6 protein-coding genes are annotated in these 4942 nt (G+C 73.7%); all 6 read right to left on the bottom strand.

The genetic code is table 11. The features are described 5' to 3' along the window. On the bottom strand, positions 1–1017 hold a 1017-nt coding region (locus IH13_RS0117395; RefSeq protein WP_031085458.1), incomplete at its 3' end, for a lytic transglycosylase domain-containing protein. 20 nt (positions 1018–1037) lie between these two features. Beyond that, positions 1038–1856 carry a membrane protein gene (locus tag IH13_RS0117390; protein WP_031085456.1) on the bottom strand — a complete coding sequence of 273 codons (819 nt, stop codon included), beginning with the start codon at positions 1854–1856 and terminating at the stop codon, positions 1038–1040. A 36-nt stretch (positions 1857–1892) separates the two neighbouring features. Further along, positions 1893–2423, bottom strand: a complete 531-nt coding sequence (locus tag IH13_RS0117385; RefSeq protein WP_037841604.1) for a nuclear transport factor 2 family protein — start codon at positions 2421–2423, stop codon at positions 1893–1895. Between the two features lie 13 nt (positions 2424–2436). Then, positions 2437–3036, bottom strand: a complete 600-nt coding sequence (locus IH13_RS0117380) for a hypothetical protein (RefSeq protein WP_031085453.1) — start codon at positions 3034–3036, stop codon at positions 2437–2439. A gap of 92 nt (positions 3037–3128) precedes the next feature. Continuing rightward, entirely contained in the window at positions 3129–3650 is a 522-nt protein-coding gene (locus IH13_RS0117375; protein WP_031085450.1) for a hypothetical protein, read from the bottom strand. Beyond that, positions 3647–4876 (bottom strand): MCE family protein, encoded by a 1230-nt coding sequence (locus IH13_RS0117370; RefSeq protein WP_031085449.1) that lies wholly within the window; start codon positions 4874–4876, stop codon positions 3647–3649. Before IH13_RS0117370 ends, IH13_RS0117375 begins: the two co-directional genes overlap by 4 nt. Positions 4877–4942: the final 66 nt, after the last annotated feature.

Here is a 4942-nt window from a genome sequence, read left to right as displayed (position 1 = left end):
CGCCGAGCCGCCCGGGGCCGGTGGGGTGGAGGGGCCCGGGGCGGGTGAGGTGGAGGGGCGCGGGGTGTTACCGGGCTGGGGGCCCACGACGATGCCGCCGCCCTTGCCGGGGCCGCTCGGGCTGCCGGGGCCGCTCGGGCTGCCGGGGCCGCCGACCGGGGACGTGGGGGCGTGCGGGCCACCCGCGCCGGGGCTGCCGGGGATCACGCCCGTGCCGTCGGCGACCGGGTGGGTGCCCTTGCGGTAGAACTCCAGCCAGGACAGGACCGTCCGCAGATACGTGTCGGAGTGGTTGTAGCTGAGGATCGCCCGGTCGAGGTCGCCGCTCACCGACAGGTCGCGGGGTCCGGCGCAGAGGTAGCGGCCTGCGGCCAGGGCGGCGTCGTGGATGTTGTTCGGGTCCTTGCGCCCGTCGCCGTTGCCGTCGGCGCCCCAGTGCGCCCACGTGGAGGGGATGAACTGCATGGGGCCGACGGCACGGTCGTACACGGCGTCACCGTCGTAGCGGCCCCCGTCGGAGTCGGGGATGTGGGCGAAACCGGAGCCGTTGAGGACGGGGCCGAGGATGGGTGTGGTCGTGGTTCCCCCGGCGTCGACCCGTCCGCCGGCCGCGTGGCCCGACTCCACCTTGCCGATCGCGGCGAGTAACTGCCAGGGCAGGTGGCAGCCGGGGTCGGTGCGGGCGAGGGACGCCTGCGCCGAGCGGTAGGCGGCCAGGACGGTGCGGGGTACGCCGGCTTCGGACGAGGCCCGGGTGACGGCCGGGGCGGCCGTACCCGCCTTGGCCGGGCTGGGCTTGGGCGGTTCGGGCGTGGTGAGCGGCGGCAGCTCGGTGTGGTAGCTGTCGTCGTTGGGCACCTCGGTCCACACGACGTCGTCCGTCGCCACGTTCTTCATGTCGGTGCCGGTGCCGCCCTCGGTGAACCCGGGGGCCTGGGACGCGGTGAGCGCCGCCATCGCGGCGACCGCGGCGGCCGTGCCGCTGAGTCCCCGGCGCACGGTTCCGTTGAACCTCATGTGTCCTCCCTCTCCCGGGGTCATCGGGTGAACGTGTCGATGGCCGCGATGCGCCAGACGCCTTCGGTGCGGACGGCGTCCACGGCGAACATCGCCGCCGCGTAGGTGGTCTCGTCCTCCTTGCCGGTACGGGTGTTGCTCTGGTCGGCGAAGACCAGCAGCCGGGCCCGGTCGCCGTCGATCAACTCGACGCCGCTCTCGGTCACGGTCGTGGTGAGGACCAGCTTCTGCTTCGGGGCCTGGGCGCGTACCTCGGCGAGCATCTCCTCGTGCTGCCGGACCGCCTCGCCCGTCAGGTACATCCGAGCGGCCCGGTCCGACTTGCCGGGCGAGGCGTAGTTGTACGAGAAGACCGCGCCGACGGCCTCGGTGATCTGGCCCTTGACCTCGCTGGTCCGGCTGATGTCGGTGAGGGCGGTGTTCTGCCGCGTGGGGTCGTCGCGCAGGGCGGCGGCCGAGGTGAACGCCCAGGCCGCGAAGGCGCCGAGGAGGACGGTGGCGGCGCACAGGAGGGCGGGGAGTCCGACGTGGAGGCGGGGAAGCCTTCCGCGGACCGGCGCCGCGGACTGCCCGTCCGCCTCCGTGACGTCGGCGTCGATGTCGGCGTCGGCGTCGGCCCGCGCTTCAGGGGTCCCCGTCTCCGCCGCTGTCTCCGTATCCGTATCCGTATCCGTATCCGTATCCGTCGCCGTCTCCGTCGCCGTCTCCGCTTCGCCTTCGGCGTCCGGTTCGGGCCGGGCCCCACCGGGGGCGGGTCCGGTCCCGCGCGGCGGCGCCGTCGTCGCGGCGACGCCGGCCAGCCGGCGGCGGCGGTTCACGAGGTGTCGGGTCGTCGACATGTCAGTGGTCCTCTCGGGAGCTGGGGTGACGGCCGGTCAGCCGGCGGTGTTGCCGACGAGGGCCTGGCCCAGGGCACTGAGCTTCCACCCCTCGGAGGTGCGGGTGAGCTGCCCCAGCATCCGGCTCTCCTTCACCGCCGGCTCGCCCTCCGGAGCGGTCACGGTGACCCGGAGTGCCACCATCACCCCCGCCTTGCCGGCCCGGTCGTCCAGCTCGGTCACCGCGCCCGACAGGACCTTGGCGGTGCTGACGGTCTTCGCCGCCTCGATCTGCTTGACGAACGCGTCACGGCCGTCGACGAGTTGCTTGTGCAGGTCCCCGGTGGTCGAGTCCTCCCAGCTGTCGAGCCCCTTCTCCAGCCGGGCGTGGTCGAGGGTGTTCATGTTCTGCACCGCCTGCTCGCCGGCTGCCAGCGCCTCGTCGCGGGCCTGGGCGTAGGCCGCCGCGTCGTCGTGCGACGCCTCGTAGCGCGACCAGCCGCCCCAGCCGGCCGCGCCGGCCGCCACGACCGTCAGCGCGACCGCCGCGATCACCAGCGGGTTCCTCGTCGTCCGTACCCGTGCCATCGGTGCCTCTCCCCTATCTGGACGTGATGTCGACGACGACCCAGTGCCCGCCGCGCAGCTCCGCGGTCACGGACAGCTGGGCCGCCGCCGTCGTGGCGGCCTTCCCCTCGCGTTCGTACACCTGGTCGAGGAAGACGAGGAGGTGGGCGCTGCCGGTGCCGAGCCGGGTGACCCCGGCGCGCACCACCTGCGTGGTGAGCGTCAGCTTCTGGTCGGCGGCCTGCTTCTCGACCTGGCCGTACAGCGCCGCGTACTGCTGGAGCGCCTTGCCGGCCAGGACCCGTTTCGCCGTCTCCTTGGTGGCGGCGGTGGACTGCGGGCCGTAGGAGAAGACCTTGCTCAGCGCACTGCCGACGTCGCCCGTGACCCGCGCGGTCGCCGCCGTGTCGGTCAGTGCGCGGTTCGAGGTGGCCGGGGTGTCGCGGAGCCGCTGCCCCAGGACGAAGAGGGTGACACCGGCCGCCAGCAGGGCGAGGGCCAGGGCCGCCGCGAGGGCCCGGAGGAGACGGCCGTGACGGGGCGCCGCCGCCGGTCCGTCGCCCTCCTCGCCCTCCTCGGTCTCCTCGGCCCCTTCCGGCGCTTCCGCTACTTCCGCCGTCTCCGTCTCCCGGATGCCGTGGGGCGCTCCGGCCCGCCCGGCCTCCTCCGTCTCCCCGGCCCCCGGGTCCGGTGCGGTGTCCGCGCGCCTGGCCGTCTCCGTCTGCTTCATGCGCCGCTCCCGACCGGTAGCGCGTCCAGTGCCGTGATCTTCCAGCCGTCCCCGGTGCGGGCCAGGGACGCCTCGAAGCGCCTGCGTTCCGTGCCGCCCTTGCCGGTACGGGGGGTGACCTCCACGTCGACGGTGGCGATGAGTGCCGCCGTCCCGGCCCGCTCGTCGAGCGCGGTGAGCGCCGCGTCGGTGACCTTGCCGCGCGCCGTGGTCCCGGACTCGGTGAGCGCGGCGGTGTCCTTGGCGCGGGTGTCCTTCAGCCGGTCGTGGAGCGGGCCGGTGGAGGCGGCGAGCCAGGCCGTGAGACCGGACTTCACTCCCTCGGCGCTGCCCCCGTCCATGCTGGTCAGCCGCGCGAGGCGCCGTTCGCCGTCGGTGAGTGCGGCGTCACGGGCCTTGGCGTACGCCAGGGTGTCGTCGCCGCGCGCCTGGGCGTACGACCAGCCGCCGAGGGTGCAGACCAGCAGGGCCGCGAGCATGGCGGCCCAGCCGCCCAGGTTCTTCGTACGGGGGGTCACTCTCCGCCTCCCAGGCCCAGCAGGCCGGCCATGCCGTCGGCCGTCCGTGCGGTGTCTTCGGTGGTCCCGGTACCGGTGAGCACGGAACCCGGTTCGGCCGGTTCGGGTACGGGGCCGCCCTTGGGGGCGTTGGCGCTGCCGCGGACGTTGATCCCGGTGCCGGGCGCGGAGGTGCAGCGGGCCTTGGTGTTGACGGCGGGGGCGGTGGAGAGGTCGGTTCCGGGCCGGTAGGTGGTGGAGCCGTATCCGGCGGTGCAGGGCAGTGGTTCGAAGAAGGTGACCGACATCCCGAACCTGGCGGCTCCGTCCTCGTCGATGATGCTCGCCCCGGCGGCGGCGACCGCGGGCACCTTGACCAGAAGTTCCTCCAGGCCGCGCTGCCGGGTGACGGCGACCTCCGAGGTGGTGAGGAGGTTGGCGACGACGACGCCGAAGCCGGGTTCCACGTCGCGCAGGAGTCCGCTGATCTGGGCGGTGGCATCGGGGGCGGCGGCGATCAGGCGGCGCAGATCGGCGTCGGAGTCCTTGAGTTCGGCGGCGAGCCGCTCGGCTCCGGAGGCGAACCCCTTGAGCGCCTCCCCCTGTTCGACCTGGGTGCGCAGGACCCGTTCGCCGTCCGTCATCAGCTTGGTGGTCGTCGGCAGCGCCTCGTCCGCGGCGTCGACGAACGCGCTGCTCGTGTCGAGGAGGACCTGGAGGTCGTCACCGCGTCCCTCGAAGGCCGCGCCGAACTCGTCGACGACGGTGCGCAGGGCTTCGGCGTCGACGGAGGCGGTCAGGTCGTTGACGCTGGTGAGGACGTCGGTGACGGGCGCCGGCACGGTGGTGTCGGCCTGGTCGATGACCGAGCCGTTCTCCAGGAAGGGGCCGTCCTCGCGGGTGGGCCGCAGGTCCACGTACTGCTCGCCGACCGCGGAGAGGCCGGCGACGACGGCCCGCAGGCTGTCCGGGATGCGGGGCGCGTCGTTCTCGATGCGCAGTTCGGCCTCGACGCCGTCGTCGGTGAGTTCGATGGGGCCGACCCGCCCGACGGAGACGCCCCGGTAGGTGACGTCGGAGTGGGTGTACAGGCCGCCGGTCCGCGGCAGTTGGACCGTGACGGTGTAGTAGTCGCGCAGGCCCAGGTAGCGGCCGAGGTCGGCGTACCGGACACCCAGGTAGCCGAGGACCAGCACCGCGATGATCAGGAAGGCGATGTTCTTGAGGCGTGTGGCGAGGGTGATCATCAGCGGGTGCCCTCCGTACCGGGTGCGGTGACCGAGGGGAGCGGCAGGGGCAGCGCCGCCTTCGTC

Origin of the sequence: Streptomyces sp. NRRL WC-3549 (genome assembly GCF_000721935.1) — a bacterium.
Classification (GTDB): Bacteria; Actinomycetota; Actinomycetes; order Streptomycetales; family Streptomycetaceae; genus Streptomyces.
The sequence above is the reverse complement of the archived record's forward strand: the minus strand, read 5'-3'. Positions and strand labels throughout refer to the sequence as shown.